The 365-nt window shown below is 63.8% G+C and carries 1 protein-coding gene; it reads right to left on the bottom strand.

Annotated features, from left to right (window positions below; translation table 11 throughout):
• A partial coding sequence (locus EN859_RS35970) for an ankyrin repeat domain-containing protein (protein WP_245525884.1) occupies nt 1-365 on the bottom strand: 365 nt, incomplete at both ends.

Here is a 365-nt window from a genome sequence, read left to right as displayed (position 1 = left end):
CGCGTCCAGTCGTTCACGCCGCGCATGTTCGGGTTGGCGCCGTGCTCGATCAGGATCCGCACGATCTCCAGTCTGTCGGGCCGTTCCGTCGACAGCGCCGCGATCAAGGATGGAAAGCCGGCGTGATCTTCGTAGTTCGGGTTCGAGCCGGCATCGAGCAGCGTCGAGATAAAGGCCAACGGGCTCCAATAGATGGCGTATTCCAGCGGATGGCCGAGGCCGAGCTCGAAGGGCATCCTCTCGTCGAAACAGCGCGCCGAGCCGCCGAGCGCCTTGCCAAGAACCTCGAAGTCGCCCACCTTGAAGGCATCGTCGATGGCCATGAGAAGCTTGGCGCGCTCGCAGCGGTCGTCCGGGATTTCCAC

Origin of the sequence: Mesorhizobium sp. M00.F.Ca.ET.216.01.1.1 (assembly GCF_004010325.2) — a bacterium.
GTDB lineage: Bacteria > Pseudomonadota > Alphaproteobacteria > Rhizobiales > Rhizobiaceae > Mesorhizobium.
The sequence above is the reverse complement of the archived record's forward strand: the minus strand, read 5'-3'. Positions and strand labels throughout refer to the sequence as shown.